Raw genomic sequence first — 19947 nt, 5'->3', positions numbered from 1 at the left:
ACTGATATCTAAATTTTTATTAAATTATTTAAAATTTTTCAGTTTTTTACCTGTAAAAACTATAGTATCGTAAATTTTAGTATTTTCAAGACTAATATTTGCCAAAAAATCTCATCAATTTATAAATAGAATCTGTAGATGGGTGTGCTTCTATGAAATTCTCGAAATCATAGGTTTTATGGCCTAAGCGCAGCAGCATAGAGATATAGGCCATATTGTGCCGTGCGGAAGGTGTTATGGAGTACAATTTTTCCAATGACCCACTGTCTAAATCAACTTCCATCTGTGTAAAACCGGTTTTGCGGGATAGGACTTTCCAGAAAGATCCTGGTCCAGCAGTGCCTGGAATTTTACCAGTTACTATATTTTCAACGGGCTGACCATTAGAATTTTTATTCTTAGGAGTATTTTTTGAATTTCCTGGACCTAAAAATGCCACATCATAATCCAATGAAATAGAATGGGGCACATATTCGTAATTCGCCTGGGCAGAAATTCCTAGCGCGTTCCTAGCTGCCACTATACCTTCCATACGGGCTATGGGTGTGCTCCCTATTCCACCTACTACATCTCCCGCGGCATAAATATTCTCATGGCTGCTTTGCATTTTTTTATTTACCAAAATTTCTCCCCTATGGCCTTTTTTCACCAAACCATCTACTAATTCCGAATTAGGAATAGTTCCAGTAGCCATGAGTACGGTTCCTTCAAATATACCTTCACTGGTCACTGCACCTTCTTCACTTATTTCCACTACATCAACATTTTGGTGAATATTCACTTTTTCTAAAAGATTTTTGGCCACGAAATCACTTACTTCAGAATCAAGGACATTTAAAAATCCAGTTCTACATAAAACATGTACTTCGGATCCTAATGAGGAGAAAATTCCTGCGAATTCCGCAGCAATCACTCCACTTCCTACAATTATCAATTTTTCAGGTAATTTTTCCAAATCAAGGATATCAGAGTAAGTTAAAGCCATATTTGCTCCAGGTATAGGTGGATAAAATGGCCGAGTACCCGTGGTAATAATCAGCTTGTCATAATGGATTTCCTGGGCATTGACTTTTACAAATCCATCATTAAGAATTGCTTCTCCGTAAATTAGCTCTACTTCAGCTTCCAGTATCTCTTTTTCACTCACGTGCCTTAATTTGTTAAGGGTTTCTTTTACCCCATTGGCCACATTTTTATACTCCAATTTCGGGTTTATATTTAGTATTCTCATCTTCTGAAAGTTTTCAGCATCATTTAAGAAACGGGCCACATCTACCAGCCCACAAACCATCATACACCCTTCATTTAAGCAAGTGCCACCCATATGTTTTTTTTCAATTAAGGTGATATCTTGATCTAATTTTGACAATTCCAGTGCTGCAGCACGCCCGGCAGGGCCTCCTCCAATTATTACTACTCTCATTAAATGACTCCTTTACTTTCAGTGTTTATTTTATATTTCAAGCTAATATTTTGAAATTTTTAGATGGAATTATTTATGATGCTAATGGGAATACTACTTATAAAAATTTCAATCCTACAAATCTTTATATGTAATGTTCTTTACTAAATTTATTAGTTAATACTAATTTAAATTTTGAGATTAGCTTAGAATTAGTATTAGTGAATAACTCACGTTTTAACTTAGAATTTAAAATAGCGACTAAAGATATTCTAAAAAAATATTCTAAATCTTTAAACTGAATATTAAATTATATAAATTTAAAAAATTTAAATTTTTGTAAAATTAAAAATGGAGAGTATTTTATGTGCATTGCGGCACCTGCTCAAATAATAGAAATTAATGATAGTGACAAAATAGCTGTTGTAGACTTTGGTGGTGTAAGACAGCAAGTAAAATTGGATTTAGTGGAAGATGTGGAAGAAGGGCGTTATGTACTGGTCCACTCGGGTTATGCTATTGAAGTCATGACTGATGAAGCTGCTAAAGAATCTTTGGAAGCATGGGACGAACTTTTAAAAGTCCTTGATGAAGAAGACCAGCAAAATTTGTAATTTATAGTTACAAAAACAAATTTTTTAGGCTTAATTAAGTTTTAAAATGCTTAATTGAAGCTAATTTATTCTTTTTGAGTTATTTTTTTAGATTGATTTTATTTTATCAAGTTTCTAATGGATTTAAAAATAATCTGGAATCAATCCATTCATGCCCTATTTAATATATGGAAACTCTTTTAACGCCTTTTATATCCAGAAATTTACTTAGAAGTTCGCCAGGGATTGATTTTTCAGTTATTATTGTTAATTTAGGAATTTCTTCTAATTCCGGATCTCCTGCATGGGCCTGACGTATACTTATGTTATTGGAGGATATTAATTGGGTGGATTGTGCTAAAATCCCTGGATTTCCTGCTTCTGCCTCTATTTCGACTACTCCAAATTCTAAATTTTTTGCTACCTTTTTTAAAAGGGCTCCCGCGGGCATAATGCTTCCAAAAATTTCTGAGAGCTCATCATCAGCCAAAATAACTTCTACTGTTGATTTAATACTGCGCCGATCCACATTTACAGCTCTGGCTAGGGCCACATCACTAATTTCAACATCTTCACAGTATATTTTCCCGTTGTAATTAACTCGGAGGCCTAATTTAACGATTTTTCGAGCTACATTCATTCTAGCAGGGTATTTTTCAAACTTATGCTTTATTTTGTTCCACATACTATCTCCAATTATCAATATTCAATCATTAATATTCAATCCAATTTATTTAGCAAAAATTAGCAATGTAATTCTTTAAAATCCTATTGTTTACACAATTATATAAACTTGCGTACAAATGAACATTTATGTACAAAAAAGGTTTAAATAGTACTTTATAGTATAGGACAATTAGTTGTTATAGATTTTATTTGGTTATTATTTATGATGAATTCAAAATTGACCAATTGTTTACCAAAATTGTTTAAATTATAAAAAATTAATTATTAATGGAGATAGGCGTAAAAATGAGCAGGAGTGAATGTTTTTGGCGATATTAAATTAAAAGCCCTTAAAACAATACCATTGGATTTTAACGATCCATTTGAATTATTTAAAAAGATTTATTCTAAATATTCCAGTACTTTTTTATTAGAGTCCATGGAAAGTGACAGTGGTTTGTCCAGATATTCTTTTTTAGGGTTTAAACCAGAATTAACCCTAACTGCCAAAGAAGGATTTTTAGAAATTAAAAAAGAAGATGCTGTAGAAGAATTTGATACAGAAAATCCTTTCAATGAAATAAGATCATTAATCCACAGAGGAAACAATAGAAAAGGATTCTGTGGGGGTTTGGTGGGATATGTTTCTTATCAAGCGGCCCGATTTTTTGAACCAGTCAACTTAAGCCCTGGAAAATTCCCTGATTTTGAATTTGGTTTGTTTTTAGACGGAATTATATTTGACAAGCTTTCTAGTCGCTGCCAGTATGTTACTCTAGGCCAGAACCGGGTGGAAGAAGTTCTAAGAACTGCCCGGGAAGATTATATCTTAGAAGACAAAATGTATTTTAAGAATGATGGAAGATTTTTCTCACAAAACCAATATGAAAAAATGGTTTTAGAGACAAAAGAAAGAATAAAAGAAGGCGAAATATTCCAAGGGGTTATTTCCAATGCCCAAAAATATAAAATTTCCGGCAATAAACTTTGTTTCTATGATACTCTAAGAAAAATGAATCCTTCGCCTTACATGTATCATGTGAAACTTGATGAGAGAGAAATAATTGGATCCAGCCCGGAAATGCTGGTTCGAGTTGAAAATAGGGAAGTAGAAACATTTCCTATAGCTGGAACCCGTCCTCGTGGTGAAAATACTGCTCATGATAATCAACTGGCCCAGGATCTTCTTAATGATGAGAAGGAAAAAGCAGAACATTTAATGCTGGTGGATCTAGCCCGTAATGACGTGGGAAAAGTCAGTGACTTTGGAACAGTTAAAGTTCCAGAATATATGGATATAAAGAAGTTTTCCCATGTCCAGCATATTTTATCAAGGGTAACTGGGAATTTACAAAAGGAAAAAACCGCGGTTGATGCTTTTTCAGCCATATTCCCTGCAGGAACGGTTAGCGGCGCTCCAAAAATAAGGGCTATGGAAATTATTGAGGAAATGGAAGGTCAGCCTCGTGATGCTTATGCTGGAGCTTTAGGATACTTTTCATTAAATGGAAATGCTAATTTCGCTATCACCATTCGTTCCATGGTTTGCCAGGGGAAAAATGCTAAAATACAGGCCGGAGCTGGAATAGTTCATGATTCAGTTCCAGAAAATGAGTTTTTGGAGTGCGAAAACAAGGCCCGAGCGTTAGTTAGCTCATTGGAAATGTCAGGTGATTCTAAATGATATTAATAATTGACAACTATGATTCATTCACCTATAACCTCTTCCAAATGATTGGAGAGATAGTTCAGGAACTTTTTAATGATTCTAATGAAGAATCTAACGAATCTAATAATGCATTTAATAATACTAATATTAATGGTATTAATATTGACCATGATTTAGTTAAATCGCTCTCTCAAATAAAGGTTATTAGGAATGATGAGCTGAATTTATCTCAAATAAGAGATTTAAATCCAAATAAGATTATTATTTCCCCCGGGCCAGGTAATCCAATTAATGAAAGAGATTTTGGAATCTGTAGGGATATAATTAAAAAATTGGGAAATAAAATACCGGTTTTAGGAGTTTGTTTAGGACATCAAGGTATATTTTCTACATTTGGAGGAAAAATCATTAAAGAAGAACCAGTTCATGGAAAACAAAGTGAAATATTTCATGATGGTACTGGCTTATTTAATGAGGTTTCCAAGCCATTAATAGCTGCCAGATATCATTCTTTGATTTGTGATTCTCAAAGTACTCCCGAATGCATTGAAATTACTTCCAGAACTAAAAATAATATAATAATGTCTTTAAAACACAAAGATTATCCTATTTTCGGCCTCCAGTTCCACCCAGAATCTATTGGAACCTCTGAAGGTAAGAAAATTGTGAAAAACTTTTTGGTGATGGAATGAGTTCTGAAATAACCAAAAAAATAACCATTGATCAGATCCTCGAACAAAGAATGGTTGATTTAAAAAAATCAATGATTAAAAGTCCCATTGAAGAAATCAAAAAGGATTTAAAAGATGCAGATGATCCAAAAAACTTTAAAAAAGCCTTAAAAAGTAAAGAAACATTTCCATTAATTTGTGAATATAAACCAGCTTCTCCATCTCTTGGAGATATATCTTCCAGGGGATTAGAAGAAACTTTAATGCTTTATAAAGATGGAGGGGCCAGTGCTGTTTCTATATTAACTGAAGAAAAATTTTTCAAGGGAAATATTGAATTTCTGGATCAAGCTTCAAAACTAATTGATGTTCCTATTATGAGAAAAGATTTTCTTTTGGATGAATATCAAATATTTGAAGCAAGAGCTCATGGAGCAAGTTCTGTCCTTTTAATGAGTGAAATATATCCAGATATTTCTGCTGGGATAGAAACTTGCCGTTCGCTGGGAATGGAACCACTGGTGGAATGTAAAAATTCAATTGATGTTTTTAAAGCTATAGATGCGGATGCGGAAATCGTAGGAATTAACAATCGCAGTTTTAAAGATTTCAGTATAGATTTAAAAAGGACCAAAGCTGTGGCCCCATTGATTCCTGAAGATATAGTTCTGGTTTCAGAAAGTGGTATAAACAATTTGGAAGATGTGAAAACGGTGTGTGGATATGGTGTTGATGCATTATTGATTGGAACCAGTGTAATGCAGTCTGATAATGTTGTAGAAACAATTCAGAGATTTATTCAAATGTCAAAAAATTCTTCTGAGCTTTATCACAAGTCGAATCCCAAAAAATCACGTGCACACACCAAAAACAGAACTGGAGATGGATCTTTTGAACAATTTGCTTAAAAACCCTCAAAATTCTCAAAAAAGTTCAAAGAAATTTGATTGTCTTGAGGAGATTTTATCATGTCAAAAAATAAAATCCAGGTAAAAATCTGTGGCATAACTCGTGCGGATGACTTAAAATGTGCCGAAACTCAGGGTGCAGATTATGTTGGATTTATTAATGTCAAGAGGTCTCCCAGATTCCAGGTTATGGCCCAAATTCAAGAGATGTTAAGTGCACTAAATAATAAAAATAAGGCAGTTTTGGTTTTAGAACCTGAAACAACTGATGAAGCCTATGATACAATAGTAAAATCTGGAATTAATAATATTCAACTCCATGGAATGGATTTAAATGGATTTAAGGAATTAAAAAATAGACTAAATGAAGAAAAGGATTCTTCATCAATTTCTAAAAGAAATTTGATTGCTCGGAACACGACTCAGAATATAACTGGAAATCTAATTAAGCTAATAACTGTTATAGGCCTTTCTAATGAACATGAAGATAGACATGGAAATTCTTTGGAAGAAACTAAAAAACAAGAAATCATATCTTTTGCTGAAATTAGCGATGGTATATTATTTGATTTTCAAATTAAAGGAAAAAGTGGTGGAACTGGAAAACAAATACCTATTCCTTTGGCCATAGAATCTGCTAAAATTGCTAAAGCTGCTAATGATGATATTAAGATATTCTTAGCGGGTGGAATGGATACTAACCAGATAAAAAAAGAAGGTAATGTATTTAGCCAATTCTTCAATGTTGTTGATTTCAATTCTTCCCTAGAGGATTCACCAGGAATTAAAAATAAAGACAAAATAAAAGAATTAATGCATCTAATTAAAGGATTTAACTGGCAATAAAATGAACTAAGTTCAAGGCTATGATATAATTCCAATACTGATTAGAAATGGCCCAAATATCAATTAAAATTATTAATAAAATTTATTTAAGATAATGGCATTAAAATTGCTTCAATAATCAGAAGAAATCTAAAAATAACAAATATCAATATAAAATACTCATTTAATTTAAATATAAAACTGTGGTGATGAAATGATTATGGATGGAAAGTTTGGAAAATATGGGGGAATTTTCGTCCCGGAATTACTTATTCCAGCACTTGAAGAGCTTGAAAGTGCATTTTTAAAATATAAAGATGATAAACAATTTAACCAGGATTTAGACTTCTACTTAAAGGAATTCGCAGGCAGGCCCACTGGCCTGTATCTGGCCAAAAACCTTTCAAAAAAATTAGGATGTAAAATATACCTCAAACGGGAGGACATGCTCCATACGGGGGCCCATAAAATAAATAATACTCTCGGCCAGGGATTATTGGCCCAATATATGGGTAAGGATAGAATAATTGCTGAAACGGGTGCTGGCCAGCACGGAATTGCAACCGCTGCGGTAGGGGCAATGCTGGACATTCCAGTGGACGTTTATATGGGTAGTGAAGATGTTGATCGGCAGCGTCTAAATGTATTTAGAATGGAAGTTTCTGGTGCAAAGGTGATTCCAGTAGAAAGTGGTGCCAGAACCCTTAAAGATGCCATAAATCAGGCCATGAGGGACTGGATTACTAATGTGGAAAATACTCATTACTTGATAGGATCCACCATGGGCCCTCATCCTTACCCGGCCATGGTAAAACATTTCCAAACTATAATTGGAAAAGAATGCCGAAAACAGATACTTGAACTTGAAAATAATCTTCCAGATACAATTATTGCTTGTGTTGGTGGTGGAAGTAATTCTATTGGTATATTCTCAGAATTTGTGTCTGATAAGGATGTGGAATTGATTGGTGTGGAAGGTGGTGGAGATGGAATTGAAAGCGGCCATCACGGTGCCACTCTAAGTGCAGGAAGTGAGGGAGTTCTTCATGGATCATTATCTTATGTTCTGCAGGATAATGATGGCCAGATTACTGAAGCCCATTCTGTTTCCGCAGGATTGGATTATCCTGGCGTAGGACCAGAACATTCCTACCTTAAAACTATTGGAAGGACTAATTATGTTCCTATCACTGATGAAGAAGCCCTTAAAGGATTCCAGCTTTTATCCAAGTATGAGGGCATAATGCCTGCATTAGAAAGTGCTCATGCGGTGGCCTATGCTGAGAAATATGCTAAAATGCCGGAAAATAAGGGAAAAACAATCGTAGTGAATCTTTCGGGAAGGGGAGATAAAGACATGTTTTTAGCGGCTAAACTTCTGGGGGTGGAAGTATGAGTGAAAATATGGGTGAAGATTCTAACAAATCAACTTCTAAAAACTTAACTTCTAAAAAGTCACTTTACATAGAAAGCTATGAAGAAATGTTTAAAAGAGTCGAAACCAAAAATGAAGGGGCCTTCGTTCCTTTTGTGGTGGCTGGAGACCCTGAATTTGATACCTCACTGGAAATTGTGAAAACTCTGGTGGAAAATGGAGCGGATGCCCTGGAAATTGGATTTGCATTTTCAGACCCTATCGCTGATGGACCTACTGTTCAGGATGCAGATGTAAGGGCTCTTAATTCAGGAATGACTACTGATAAAGGTTTTGAGTTTATTCGAAGGATAAGAGAATTTACTTCTATTCCTATTGGCCTCTTGGTCTATTATAATCTAATTTATAAAAGAGGTATAGATCTTTTTTACAAACAAGCACATGAGAATGGCCTCAATGCTATTTTATCTGCTGACTTACCCCCCGAAGAAGCATCAGATGCTGTAAAAGCTGCTAGAACATATGGTGTTAATCAGATATTTTTAGCTGCCCAGACCACTACCAATGAACGTCTGAAAACTATTTCTGAGTTTTCCTCAGGTTTTACATACTTGGTTTCGGTTATGGGAGTCACGGGGGCCAGGAGCGAGGTTAAAACCAGTACGGTAGACCTTATAAAAAGAATAAGAGCACACAATGACTTGCCTTTAATGGTGGGCTTTGGTATTTCAAAACCTTCACATGTGAAAGAGGTCATTAAGGCCGGTGCAGAAGGGGCTATTGTAGGCAGTGCCATTATTGATATAATTGCTCAAAATCTTAATCAAAAAGAGAAAATGCTGGAAGAAATTGGAGATTACACCCGGAAGCTAAAAGAGGCCACAAAAAATAAGATAAACTAACAATAAATCAGGGACTATAAAACTTTAAATAGCATTTATTATGGACTAAGTGACATTTAATTGTTATTTTATCTTTATTTTGATTTCTGGTTAATTTTTTTATTTTTTTCTATATCGAATTTAGGATAACGTTTGATTTAATAACTAACTATAATTAAAATTTGAGTATTTAATTTAATTAATTTATTTAACTCAATTATTTAAAAATTATTTAAAATTAATAAGGTGATTTGGTGATTACATATATTCAAAAAATAGTTTCTGGGAAAAATTTAAGTGAATATGAGGCCTTTCAATGTATGGAAGAGATGATATCTGGAAATGCCAGCGATATTCATATAGCTGCCCTTTTAGCAGCCTTAGCCACCAAAGGTGAAACTGTAGACGAAATAACTGGCTTTGCTAAGGCCATGCGAGGAGCTTGCACCCCCCTTAATGTTTCTAAAGGTGTGGAATTAGTTGATACTTGTGGTACTGGAGGCGATACACTTAAAACTTTTAATGTAAGTACTGCCGCAGCTGTAATTGCTTCTTCGACAGGAGTTAATGTGGCCAAGCATGGTAATCGGGCAGTCACCAGTTCTTGTGGCGGCGCGGACATATTAGAAGCAGCGGGTGTTAAAATTGATGCTTCTCCTGAAATTGTCTCTAAATGCCTGGAAGAATCAGGCATGGGCTTTATGTTCGCTCCTAATTTTCACCCAGCAACCCGAAATGTAATGCCTGTCCGCCACGTTTTAGGTATAAGAACAGTTTTCAATATTTTAGGCCCACTAACATCTCCTGCTGGAGCTAATATACAACTTTTAGGAGTATTTGATGCTAATTATGTGGAAATAATGGCTAATGTTCTCAATAATCTTGGTGTCGAGCGGGCAATGGTAGTACACGGTTTTGATGAAAATGAAGAACAGGGAATGGATGAAATTTCCAATGTTGGCCCTACACTGGTTGCATTTCTTGATCAGGGTAGTATTGAAATAAAAAAATTAAATCCTGAAGATTTTGGAATTCAAAAAACTAAAAGTGATCTTATTAAGGCCCCGGAAACTCTAGAAGAAAATCTTGAAATTTTTCTGGATGTTTTAAATGGTAAGAACGATTCCATCATGGACAAGGCTCGTTTAGAAATTGCTCTAGCTAATGCAGGGGCCATTATATATTTATCTGGTAAGTCCAATAATTTGATTGAAGGAACTCAAATTGCTTATCGTGCTGTTAAATCTGGAAAATCAATTGAAAAATTAAAAAAATTTATTAAAACTAGTAATTAGGATAAATCACTATTTTTACATCTTTTTTTATTTCACTAATTATTTATACCACAAAATAAAATTTTTTTAATAAAATAAATTATATATTGTACTTGTATACATACCTGAGGCTGGAGCAAGGTAATTTTATTATTCAATTACCTTATTTTTTTGCATTATTTTTACTTAATACGACTTTAAATCGCTTATTTTTAATTAAGCTAGGATACATAATTTAAAATTTATTATATCTGGTTTGCTTAAAATCGTAATTAAAAAAGTCCACTATTTTATACTATTTTAAAATAAAAATTTCATATTAATTTAGTAGAAAATTAATTTAGAATAATAGAAATCGTCTTAAAATATTCTAAAAAGAGTAAAAAATCTATTTAATTTATTTAATTCAAAATTAAAAGCAAAATGGGCCCGCTGGGATTCGAACCCAGGGCCTCACGGTTATCAGCCGTGCGCTCTACCACCTGAGCCACGGGCCCCTGATAAACAGGTATTAGAAAATGTTATGAAACATTATTCCTATTTAACTTCATTATTTCAGAATAAAAGGGGTATTCTCAACCTTTGATGTTTCTAGTATATATCCTTTACGCTTTTTAAATGATCCATTGCAAATAAAGGATTAAATTGTCTTAATTCCTATTTTATCCTCTAAAAACTTAGTATGTCTATTAATTCTTTTTTTGATTTGTTTATTTCATCATTTTGAAGTAAATAAACAGTACTTCCTAAAATAACTGATGCAATAGACATAGAAATTCTAAGCATCTTCATATGCTCTGTTAAACTTCGAAAATCGTCTTTTATACGATCTTTTAAAAAATCATTTCTCCGGCGAAAAAGTATATTTTCAGGAGATGCTTCAACTATGGCGATTGTGGAAGGGCAAATGATTTCTAAAGGCAATGAAAAAAGGTACCCTTCAGGAGATTGATCCAGGCCATGCAGATCTACAAGAACATGTTCTCTCTCATTAATTTTATGGGCTGCTTCTTTCCATATATCATACTGCAATTCCATATCTAATGCGAACATTTCTTTATCAGTTTCAGCCAGGGTTTTATCCCGGGCAATTTCTAACATCAAATCTCCATAATTGATGTAATTGCATCCCAGTGATTTAACAGCACTTTTACAGAGTGATGTTTTTCCCACTCCTGGAACACCTACCACTGCTGCTATATTCCAGGATACCATATAATCACCAAAAATAAACTATAAAATAAAAATAGAATATATAAAAAAATAAATTTTATGCTAATTAATTTATTAATTAAATATAGTAAGCTAAATTATTTGTTAACCATTTCATTAATGGCATCGGCCATCATATGGCCAGCAACAGTAACTTCAGCTTTGTCAATACCTTCAACCTTCTCGGCTTCGGTCTTAGCGTCCATGGCCATACGAGCCGCACTCATACAACCGGGGTTGGTAGGTTTAATAGTAATTTTAGCTACGTTCTGGTCCTTTTCTTCGATTTCGATGTTTTCAACCAGGCCCATTTCTACAATACTGATACCCATGTGGGGGTCGGCTACTTTGGTTAGGGCTTCTTTTACTTTTTCATAAAGTTCTTCTGACATTATTATACCTCAAATATGATCATTTAGTTAATTTGGCCTTTTAAGGCATTAATTTTAATTAATTTTTTAATTATAATATGATTCAATAATTTATTATCCAATACAATAAATCTTGATGAATTCACTTAAAATTAATTTTTAACTTTTTAAAGCTAATTTTTTAATAAAAAGCATATTCCTAAAGGTTTTTGTATAGACAAATATAGTAAAGTGATTTTTTATCAATGCATTACTATATTTAAAATTTTTGATAAAAATTTTTAAGTAAATATAAAATAGAGTATTCAATGGTGTTTAATATTATTTTACTCGGTGTCTTACACGTACGGCCACCCCATTGGATGCTTTAACCATTTCTTCACCATTTAAAACAGCTTTACCTACTCCCACTACATTTCCTTTGTTAAGAATGATTACTTCATCTTTGGGGACTATGTTAGGGTCTGCATCAAGGACTCCTGGAGCAAATAATGTATTTGTTTTCAGATCAAATTCAATATTAACCCATTTAGCACCTATTTCAGACAAAATGCGCCCACCTGCAAGACTCAAAGAATATACTCCATTATCCATTAATAGGGCAGCAATTTGTTCGCTGTCATGGAATATTCTTTTGTGATAACGTCCTTTCACATGACAATCCTCAGGTATAAGTGCTTCACCGCCTGGACCAAATTGATATGTGGCTAGTGATCTTAATCCATGTAGAAGTTTTTCACGTGCCGGAATTTTCCGGTATTTTTTAATATGGTCTTTAAGATTTTGCATTGATTCATGTGATAGGGGACGCCCATCTTCACAGGTGAACACGCAATCATCCAGGTATTCTTCGCACACCTCTCGGTATCCTCCGGCAACATGAGCTAAAACTTCTTTATCCTCTACATAATCTCTTAAAACTTCTCCAACAACTTTTATTTCTTCATGAGACCAATCACCTGTGGTGGAAACATCGTAAGATTGTATGGGAAAAGTTTTTTCCATCTCTCGAGGACAAATACCAAAGGGGGATGTTAATATAACTTCCTGAATACGTTTACTAACTCTCATAAAAATTTGATGGGATTTGGAGTTGGAATAAGGTTTTCTCATACTACAAGGGAGAATAACTACCGCTTCTCCCAGAGGTTTTAATAAGCCCATCCTATTTCTCCATCTAACGGCCTCAGGCCTGTAAAGTGACTCTTCACTGGAACATAGAACTTTCATTTTAAATCATCTTCTAATAAGAACTTATAATTTAGTTATTTCAATTATTTTTAATTAATTCTTATTTATTTTTCATTATGCTTAATTATTATTCTACTTTTATTTATGTATTTGAAATATTAATTTCAAAATTATTAAATTAACCATTTAACATGAGCCATTTTTGAAAGTTCATTGTTTAAAGATATTAAGTCATCTTTATTGAGGTCATGAATATCATTTTTGCCAATTATACGAATAAATTCTGCAATTTCTTCATTTGATACTTTTATGAAGTTTTCAAGCTTTTGAACACTTTTTGGAACGCTTAATTCTTGCAAAAGTTTGGATTTATGGGTAGTTATGCCAGTGGGACAATTCCCGGTATGGCATATCTTGTGTTGCTGGCAGTTTATGGCAATTAAAGTAGCAGTTCCCAAGTATACTGCATCAGCCCCTAATGCTAAGCATTTGGTCATGTCTGCTGAGGTTCTTAAGCCTCCTCCGGCAATTAAAGTAACTTTATTTTTGGCTATGATTTCTTTTTTGGAATTTTCTCCTTGATTTTCCAGCGTATTTAAAATCCTTGCAGCTCTGGGCAATGCAGCAATAAGTGGTAAACCCACATTTTCCCTTACAAAAGCATCAGTACCTCCGGTACCTCCCCCAAAACCATCAATAGATATAAAATCGACTCCCGCTTCAAATAAAATTTTTATATCCTCTTCGATATTCCCACAACCAATTTTGGCCCCGACGGGAACTCCATGAGTTGTTTTTTTAATCCATTCAATCTTATCCTTAATTTCATCGGGAGTTTTCATGTCTGGATGATGTGCTGGTGAATAAGCTCCTTCACCTTTTTTAAGGTTTCTTACTTGGGCCACTTCAGGATTAATTTTGTCTGATGGTAAGTAACTACCTTTCCCAGGATATGCTCCCTGCCCAAATCTTATTTCAACTGCTGAAGCTTTTTTTAATATTTTTTCAGTCAAACCAAAACGTCCAGTTGAATATTGGACTATTAATTGTGAAGGTGCCACTTCCATTTCTTCGTTGGTGACACCTCCTTCTCCAGAATTAAATCCAATATTAAGATTTTTAGCAGCAAGTGAAATCACGGTCCTGGTTTTTCCAGAAACAGCACCATAACTCATACCTGAAATTAATATGGGAGAACTGAGATGAAGGGGTTTTTTGGCTTTTGGACCAATTGAAATATTTATTTTAATATTCTGTTCTTTATTAAGTGGCATTTTGCTAATCTGAGCTGGGATAAAATGGAAATCATCAAAAGAAAATGGCATCTTTTTAGGAGATCCCATGGAACGTAACACACTTTTTCCAGTTTCGGCCATAGTTTTTATGTCTACCATTTTTTGATAAGAAATAAGATCTTCATCTTTCTTCTTTTTCCGCATTAAAACAAAGGCGTCTCCTAAAAATTCCTTATCACAGAAATAATGTCCTTTTAAATTGCATTCAAAATACACGGAACAAGATTTGCATAGACATCCTCCTTCATGGACTTCCAGAAGACTGCTGCCCTTTGAACAATATAAAATTTCTCTGGAGCATTTATGCGGATAACTGGGGCATTTTTTACATAAACACTTAATTCTATTTTCTTCAGTGTTAGGTACCTGAATCATTTTAGATCTCCTGGAATTTTTTATTACATGAAAACATTATAATCCTTCTAAATAACATTAAAAAATTATTATTGAGACAATAATTTGTTTAAATTTCTTAATAATGGCTAAAATAATTAAATGATACTTTAAAATACATTTACTGACTAATAGGATTATATAAATCTTCGGGGGTCGGTCTGAATATCTACAATGGCTGGCACATCTAATCCAAGGGCTTCTTCAACTTTTTGTGGAAGTTCATCAGGATTGGTGACTTTTATTCCGACTCCACCACAAATTTCAGCAAATGATGCAAAATTGCAGTTTAGCAGTTCTGTCTGCCAGTTAGGATAACCTTCAACTTTTTGTTCCTGTTGAATCATTCCTAATTGGCTATTATTTAATAGAAACACCTTAATGGGTAGATTATATTTAACGGCTGTTAAAAAATCAGCCATTACCATTGAAAATCCACCATCTCCAGTTATACAAACTACTTCCTTTTCAGGATATGCAATTTGGGCCGCAAGAGCTGCAGGAAGTCCAAAACCCATGGTAGCTAAGGAGCCAGACATTGCCATTTTCTGACTTTTTTTCATCTGGAAGTTACGGCCAAACCACCATGCATTTTCTCCAACATCCAGTGTAATTACTCCACTGGAGCTTAATTTATCATTTAAAACTTTCATGATATATTGTGGCCGAATAGGGCTTTTTGAAGGGTCAATTTCATCTTTAATGAGTTTAGACCATTCTGCTTTTAATAATTTAATTTCTTCTTTATATTCTAAACGATTCTGAAAAACCAATTTATCAAGCAGCGCGGGTAAAATAACAGAACTATCTCCTAAAAGGCCTACTTCTACCGAATGTTTTCTCCCAATCATCATGGGGTCTTTATCTATTTGTATGGTTCTTTTAGGGGGGATTTGTGTCATGTCAGAATATGAAGAACCAATTACAATTAATAGATCGGAGTTTTTCACTAATTGGGATGCAGAAGTGGATCCAATAGTCCCATGACTACCCACACAAAGTTCTTCATCTTCATCAGCCACTCCTTTTCCTCGGAAAGTGGTAACTATGGGTGCGGCTATTTTTTTAGCCATTTCTAATAAAATATCACCCTGGCCCATTGCTCCAAAACCAGCAATAAGCACTGGCCTTTGAGCGGAATTTATTGTTTCAGCAGCCGCTTCCACTAATTCATTTGCTGGGGAAAGATTTGTTTGGGGGATTTTACCATTTAAAGGAATTAGTTTAGTCTCATATTTCTGTTTCTGCACATCATTGGGAATTGAAATATGGGAAACTCCTTTTTTTATTAAAGCCTCTTTAATAGCCAGAGTCGTTAACAATGTGGTTTGATCTTTGTGAATAATTGGCTTATTAAAAACAGAAACTGGCTCAAAAAATGAGTGTTGGTCAATTTCCTGAAAAGAACCAGGTCCCATAAGCTGTCTTTTCACCTGCCCGGTTATGGCCAGAACTGGAGAATGGTCAAGTTTTGCATCATAAAGTCCCGTGCTGAGATTAGTGGCCCCTGGACCGGCTACAGTAAGACAAGCAGCTACTTTTCCAGTTAATTTTCCATAAGCTGATGCCATAAATGCTGCAGTTTGTTCGTGTCGAACCTGATAATATTTTAAAGAGTCAGAGTCTTTAATACCTTGAAGAACACCTAAAGATGAGGTTCCAGGAATTCCAAATACGTACTCTATCCCCCATTCTGTCATTTGATTTACCATTACGTGGGATACTGTGGAATGTCCTAAATCCATATCTTCTGAAATACTTTCTTTATTGCCATTTTCAGAATCTAGGGATAATAATTCAAATGATTTTTGAGAAGCATTACAAACAGGGCATTTCCAGTCTTCTGGAAGTTCTGAAAAAGGAATTTCTTCTATTTCATCATCATAAATGTAATTGCAAACTGTACAGCGATATTTAACCATTAAATCCCCTCTTGATAAAATGTATAAATATATTATGATTCTTTTAGAATTTATATTATTATAAATCGAATTATTATAATCAATTCCTAATTTTCCATAAAAAAAGATTTAAACAATTTTTCAAATTTTTAAATGAATTATATATATTAAATTATTAACTTGAGTAATATAAAACTATAAAATTACAAATATTTGCTTAAAGAGGCTTAAATAGATTAATAGAAAAACAAGAACAGATAAACTGAAATTAATTCAAAAAACTTATTCAAAAAATAATTTAATTGCTTGTTGGATACACAATTTCTTCATGTAATTTTATTAGTCTTTCAATGGAGGGATGTTCTTTTCCCATTCTGGATGACCACTTTTCAATTACGAAATCAATATCAACTTCTTGATCTCCATGTAGGAGATTATCGGCATGGGCCACAATTTTTTCTTCGATGGAGTGAGGCATAAAATCTTTAGGAGGTAAACCCATTTTAATGGCCTCTTCTTTAGGGATACCTGCCCCAATGTGTCTTTCTACAATTTTAATAACTTTTAAAGGATACCCTTCTGATTTTAAAATTTCCGCACCAAGAACCGCGTGATATATTCCGTCTGTCATACAACGGCCAATATCATGCAGCAATGCCCCTTTTTTCACAAGTTCCTTATCTATATCAAATTCTTTTGATAAATTTTCAGATAGTGAAATTGATTTTAAATTAACTGCTTGAGAATGCTGAATTACCCATTTCGGACAATTCATTTCTTTTAATAGATTTATACTCAAATATTCACCTTAAAAGCTTATTTTTTTTACTATTGACTTTAATCCAATTTATTAATTAATTTAATATAGCATATTTATTATTATATTCTTAATTTATTAAAAATACACATTTAATATAAAAATACACAATGTGAATAGGAAATATAAATCTTTTAAGTGTAAAAAAACAACTATTTGAATGAATGTAATAATAATAATAATAATAATAGTGGATAATGGTAATTAATTAAATATGCTAATTTAAAATAAGTTAATTAATGAATTCTAAAATTAGAATTAAAGATTATTAGGAATTTTCAGCCCCAAAATCTACTTCATGTCCATCATAAAGATGAAGTTCTTCTTTGATTTGTTCTATAATGGGAGCATTATCCACAAATTCCATCTCTCCATCACATTTTGGACAAATAAATCCATTTTCAGATGCTTCATCAAAAGTGCATCTGCAATCACTGGTTTTACATACAAAGAACATATTATTTTCTTCGTATTCCAGTATTGATTTTAGATTAGAAACTATCTCGTCATGCTTACGCTTTATCATTTCTTCAACGCGTTCTGTTTCAAATTTCCAGGTGTAAGTATACCATTGTGTTTCTGGGTCCTTACTTCTTTTGTAACTGGCTAAACCTGCATCGTAAAGTTTGTAAAGAACTCTCCGGACTATATTTAGTCTTAATTCAGTATATTCAGCAATTTCTTCATCAGTTACCTTGCCTTCAATTAAGCACTCGATAATATTTATACTACCTTCTTCTTCTTCGTTGATGACTTCATAAAGCAGCTCTTGAACTAGCGGATCTTTCATCATTTTACAAGTTCCTCCTAAGGACCAAACAGATATAATACGATGTTATATTGAATTTTTAATTCTGGTAATCGTTTATTAAATTAAAGTTTAATTAGTAAAAATTGAGATTCTAATGTCATGTAAGGGTCAATACGAGCACAATGAAAATTTATAGAAATAAAGCCCCTCACGTTTTTTTAACAATTAAGTTAGGAACAAAAATATTCTGCAATTAATATCAAAAGTGCGATGTAGTTGCCTAAACATAGGCATATATCTATTATTATAATTTATGGTATTTAAATATTTTTAAGAACAATATTGTCTCTTAGTAACAACATCTTTTTGTATTTTAGTTAAGCATTTTTACTTTTTTACACTAATTATCACACTTTTTTACAATTACTGCAGGGGTGTGTTTAATAGAATCTAACATATCTATAGTAATATGATTAATATCTTCTCCAAATTCATTTTTCATGCTATAAACTGTTTCCAAATGTCCTTCTAATGATTTTTGATAATTTTCAGCAATAGTGGCAATTTCCAGTGCTTTTTGAACTGATATTTTAGAAGAAGCTCCTAATGGTGTAGGCCCTGCAATTTTACCAAATCTACCCATTAAATATCCAAAAATCCCAGTATTTGACTTAATTCCATCTAGGGCAATAGGTAAACAAGTAAATTTTTTCCCAGCTAATTGATAAGTAACATCTGTATCAATAATCATCACTAAAACATCTTTTCTCCATTTTTTTTTTATTTGTACTGATAATTCTCGGGCTACTTGTTCTGGATGGGATGGTAAAAGTGAAACCATCGTCCCTGGAACATTACTTAAATCTATTCCAGCTTCAGATGCTGGTTTTAAAGCATGTTTAAGACCATAATATTTTAAAACGACTTCTTTGTGTGATCTTGATTCGGAGGGCAGTTTTCTAAGGTTTTTAATGGTTCTATTTTTGATTCTAAGGAGAGGACCCAAAAAATAACCCCATAGGTATTTGGACCACACATCTGCTAAAAATATGGCCTTCAAAGAAGGCTTGAAATTAGATTCATCAACTAAACGACCCTGTGAAATGGATACTGGTGTTTCAGATATGACTAAAAAATCATGATTCTCTAAAAAAGGCCCAGCTGTTTCAATAATAATGTCCAGGCTTTGATTAGGACGTATGTAATTCGTCTGCACTGGATTTGCAATATATTTTTTACCATTAACTGAATTGGAATTATTTTTACTCAACTGTTAATCAATCCTATTTAGCTTATTTAATTCATTTTTAAAATTTTCTAAAATGACTTGAAGTTAATATAGAATTTGGGATAATTTCATCATTCCAAATTTTTTTAACATTTTTAGAAGGCCAAGGCTTTCCCTTCTTTAGAAGTAATTTTCTCTTTTTTCCCTTCTTCTTCTTCTTCTTCTTCTTCTAAAATTGATTCAAGTTCTTTAAGGTTTTCTTCAAAAATTTTATAGTAAATCACGCGACATTTCTCAAGATTAGTGTGGTTTTTCAGCAAGGCTCCTGCAAATTCATCGCATCGAGCATATCCACACATTCCACAGTTTTTACTTGGAAGAAGTTTTGATAAATCTTCTTTTTTAAAAGATTTCTTGGATTTATCATTATTTATCATTTGATATTGCCTCATTTAATGGATTATATAAATAAAATAGTATTATTGAATAATGGAAAATTTTGAAAAGTAGAAAATGATTTAAAT

The 19947-nt window shown here is 33.2% G+C and carries 19 protein-coding genes and 1 tRNA gene; 8 read left to right on the top strand and 12 right to left on the bottom strand.

The window, feature by feature from the left end:
• Positions 1-91 precede the first annotated feature (91 nt).
• Positions 92-1423, bottom strand: a complete 1332-nt coding sequence (locus Q7I96_07900; GenBank protein MDO9627528.1) for an NAD(P)/FAD-dependent oxidoreductase — start codon at positions 1421-1423, stop codon at positions 92-94.
• Between the two features lie 344 nt (positions 1424-1767).
• On the opposite strand from Q7I96_07900, the gene Q7I96_07895 reads away from it, so the two are divergent.
• A complete protein-coding gene (locus tag Q7I96_07895) occupies positions 1768-2016 on the top strand; it encodes a HypC/HybG/HupF family hydrogenase formation chaperone (GenBank protein MDO9627527.1) in 249 nt (82 codons plus the stop codon).
• A gap of 160 nt (positions 2017-2176) precedes the next feature.
• Here the strand turns inward: Q7I96_07895 and Q7I96_07890 are convergent, their stop codons facing one another.
• Entirely contained in the window at positions 2177-2680 is a 504-nt protein-coding gene (locus Q7I96_07890; protein ID MDO9627526.1) for an amino acid-binding protein, read from the bottom strand.
• 297 nt (positions 2681-2977) lie between these two features.
• Here Q7I96_07890 and trpE point away from each other — a divergent pair, with 297 nt between their 5' ends.
• From trpE to trpD, 7 genes are all read left to right on the top strand, one after another.
• On the top strand, positions 2978-4345 hold the full coding sequence (gene trpE, locus Q7I96_07885; protein MDO9627525.1) for an anthranilate synthase component I: 1368 nt from the start codon (positions 2978-2980) through the stop codon (positions 4343-4345).
• Complete coding sequence (locus Q7I96_07880) at positions 4342-5022, top strand: aminodeoxychorismate/anthranilate synthase component II (GenBank protein MDO9627524.1); 681 nt, start codon at positions 4342-4344, stop codon at positions 5020-5022. Before trpE ends, Q7I96_07880 begins: the two co-directional genes overlap by 4 nt.
• Positions 5019-5909: an indole-3-glycerol-phosphate synthase gene (locus Q7I96_07875; protein MDO9627523.1), complete on the top strand. Its 891-nt coding sequence runs from the start codon at positions 5019-5021 to the stop codon at positions 5907-5909. Before Q7I96_07880 ends, Q7I96_07875 begins: the two co-directional genes overlap by 4 nt.
• Positions 5910-5969: 60 nt before the next feature.
• On the top strand, positions 5970-6755 hold the full coding sequence (locus tag Q7I96_07870) for a phosphoribosylanthranilate isomerase (GenBank protein ID MDO9627522.1): 786 nt from the start codon (positions 5970-5972) through the stop codon (positions 6753-6755).
• A gap of 193 nt (positions 6756-6948) precedes the next feature.
• Positions 6949-8130: a tryptophan synthase subunit beta gene (trpB, locus tag Q7I96_07865; GenBank protein MDO9627521.1), complete on the top strand. Its 1182-nt coding sequence runs from the start codon at positions 6949-6951 to the stop codon at positions 8128-8130.
• A gap of 86 nt (positions 8131-8216) precedes the next feature.
• On the top strand, positions 8217-9011 hold the full coding sequence (gene trpA / locus Q7I96_07860; protein ID MDO9627520.1) for a tryptophan synthase subunit alpha: 795 nt from the start codon (positions 8217-8219) through the stop codon (positions 9009-9011).
• Positions 9012-9241: 230 nt separating this feature from the next.
• On the top strand, positions 9242-10285 hold the full coding sequence (gene trpD, locus Q7I96_07855) for an anthranilate phosphoribosyltransferase (GenBank protein MDO9627519.1): 1044 nt from the start codon (positions 9242-9244) through the stop codon (positions 10283-10285).
• Between the two features lie 403 nt (positions 10286-10688).
• Here trpD and Q7I96_07850 read toward each other — a convergent pair.
• The 10 genes from Q7I96_07850 to Q7I96_07805 all read right to left on the bottom strand — a co-directional run bounded on the left by Q7I96_07850 (position 10689) and on the right by Q7I96_07805 (position 19860).
• Positions 10689-10761 (bottom strand) — tRNA-Ile (locus Q7I96_07850).
• 172 nt (positions 10762-10933) lie between these two features.
• On the bottom strand, positions 10934-11479 hold the full coding sequence (locus Q7I96_07845) for an AAA family ATPase (GenBank protein MDO9627518.1): 546 nt from the start codon (positions 11477-11479) through the stop codon (positions 10934-10936).
• A gap of 95 nt (positions 11480-11574) precedes the next feature.
• Positions 11575-11868, bottom strand: coding sequence for a metal-sulfur cluster assembly factor (locus Q7I96_07840; GenBank protein ID MDO9627517.1), 294 nt, complete (start codon positions 11866-11868; stop codon positions 11575-11577).
• Between the two features lie 300 nt (positions 11869-12168).
• The gene (locus tag Q7I96_07835; GenBank protein ID MDO9627516.1) at positions 12169-13077 is read right to left on the bottom strand and encodes a DUF5591 domain-containing protein; all 909 of its coding nucleotides are present in this window, start codon (positions 13075-13077) and stop codon (positions 12169-12171) included.
• 134 nt (positions 13078-13211) lie between these two features.
• Positions 13212-14708, bottom strand: coding sequence for a glutamate synthase-related protein (locus tag Q7I96_07830; GenBank protein MDO9627515.1), 1497 nt, complete (start codon positions 14706-14708; stop codon positions 13212-13214).
• A gap of 155 nt (positions 14709-14863) precedes the next feature.
• Positions 14864-16648: a thiamine pyrophosphate-binding protein gene (locus tag Q7I96_07825; protein ID MDO9627514.1), complete on the bottom strand. Its 1785-nt coding sequence runs from the start codon at positions 16646-16648 to the stop codon at positions 14864-14866.
• Positions 16649-16925: 277 nt separating this feature from the next.
• A complete protein-coding gene (locus Q7I96_07820) occupies positions 16926-17426 on the bottom strand; it encodes a TIGR00295 family protein (GenBank protein ID MDO9627513.1) in 501 nt (166 codons plus the stop codon).
• 286 nt (positions 17427-17712) lie between these two features.
• Entirely contained in the window at positions 17713-18237 is a 525-nt protein-coding gene (tfe, locus tag Q7I96_07815) for a transcription factor E (protein MDO9627512.1), read from the bottom strand.
• Between the two features lie 358 nt (positions 18238-18595).
• Positions 18596-19465 (bottom strand): coenzyme F420-0:L-glutamate ligase, encoded by an 870-nt coding sequence (locus tag Q7I96_07810; protein MDO9627511.1) that lies wholly within the window; start codon positions 19463-19465, stop codon positions 18596-18598.
• A gap of 113 nt (positions 19466-19578) precedes the next feature.
• Positions 19579-19860, bottom strand: coding sequence for a (Fe-S)-binding protein (locus Q7I96_07805; protein MDO9627510.1), 282 nt, complete (start codon positions 19858-19860; stop codon positions 19579-19581).
• Positions 19861-19947 lie beyond the last annotated feature (87 nt).

The organism is Methanobacteriaceae archaeon (assembly GCA_030656015.1).
GTDB lineage: Archaea > Methanobacteriota > Methanobacteria > Methanobacteriales > Methanobacteriaceae > UBA349.
This window is presented reverse-complemented; position numbering and strand designations above follow the sequence as displayed.